2 protein-coding genes are annotated in these 828 nt (G+C 37.8%); both read left to right on the top strand.

Annotated elements, in window-relative coordinates; all coding sequences use genetic code 11:
* Nucleotides 1–233 precede the first annotated feature (233 nt).
* Nucleotides 234–506, top strand: a complete 273-nt coding sequence (locus ABD873_RS13860; protein WP_425568725.1) for a GIY-YIG nuclease family protein — start codon at nt 234–236, stop codon at nt 504–506.
* 135 nt (nt 507–641) lie between these two features.
* Nucleotides 642–828, top strand: a 187-nt coding sequence (locus tag ABD873_RS13020) for a GIY-YIG nuclease family protein (protein WP_345068992.1), incomplete at its 3' end; no start/stop codon positions are given.

Genomic DNA, 828 nt, shown 5'->3' with positions numbered 1-828 from the left:
AAGCTCGCATAAGAGAAAAGCAGATCAAACGATACAACAGAAAATACCTAGAATGGCTATGTCTACAACCCATCAACTGCGCTAATGATTTCTCCTAACAAGCCTGTCATCTCGCCTCTGGCGAGACGGGTTCGAGTCCCGTCCAGACCGCTGAAAAAAATTAAAGGTTATTCTTCCGAATAGCTTTTTTTTATCGTATCTCCCTTATAATAATCCCTTAACTCTTTGGTCTTATGGAAATCTATTATGTCTACATCATCAGATGTAATACTTCCGGAACACTGTATAAAGGTTATACCAAAAACATCCCAAATAGACTAAAACAACATAATAACGGGGAAAGCAGATTCACAAGAAAAATGGGACCTTGGTCACTTATATATGCAGAAAAATGTATCTCTAAAAAAGAAGCTCGCATAAGAGAAAAGCAGATCAAACGATACAACAGAAAATACCTAGAATGGCTATGTCTACAACCCATCAACTGCGCTAATGATTTCTCCTAACAGGCCTGTCATCTCGCCTCTGGCGAGACGGGTTCGAGTCCCGTCCAGACCGCTGAAAAAAATTAAAGGTTATTCTTCCGAATAGCTTTTTTTTATCGTATCTCCCTTATAATAATCCCTTAACTCTTTGGTCTTATGGAAATCTATTATGTCTACATCATCAGATGTAATACTTCCGGAACACTGTATAAAGGTTATACCAAAAACATCCCAAATAGACTGAAACAACATAATAACGGGGAAAGCAGATTCACAAGAAAAATGGGACCTTGGTCACTTATATATGCAGAAAAATGTATCTCTAAAAAAGAAGCTCGCATAA

It is taken from the genome of Sphingobacterium thermophilum (assembly GCF_039541675.1).
Taxonomy (GTDB): Bacteria; Bacteroidota; Bacteroidia; order Sphingobacteriales; family Sphingobacteriaceae; genus Sphingobacterium; species Sphingobacterium thermophilum.
Note: the sequence above shows the minus strand (reverse complement) of the source record. Positions and strands in the feature narration are given on the sequence as shown.

What these genes read in the sequence shown, in the direction of transcription:
- ABD873_RS13860 (WP_425568725.1), top strand. Translation starts at nt 234, where the DNA reads ATGGAAATCTATTATGTCTACATCATCAGATGTAATACTTCCGGAACA.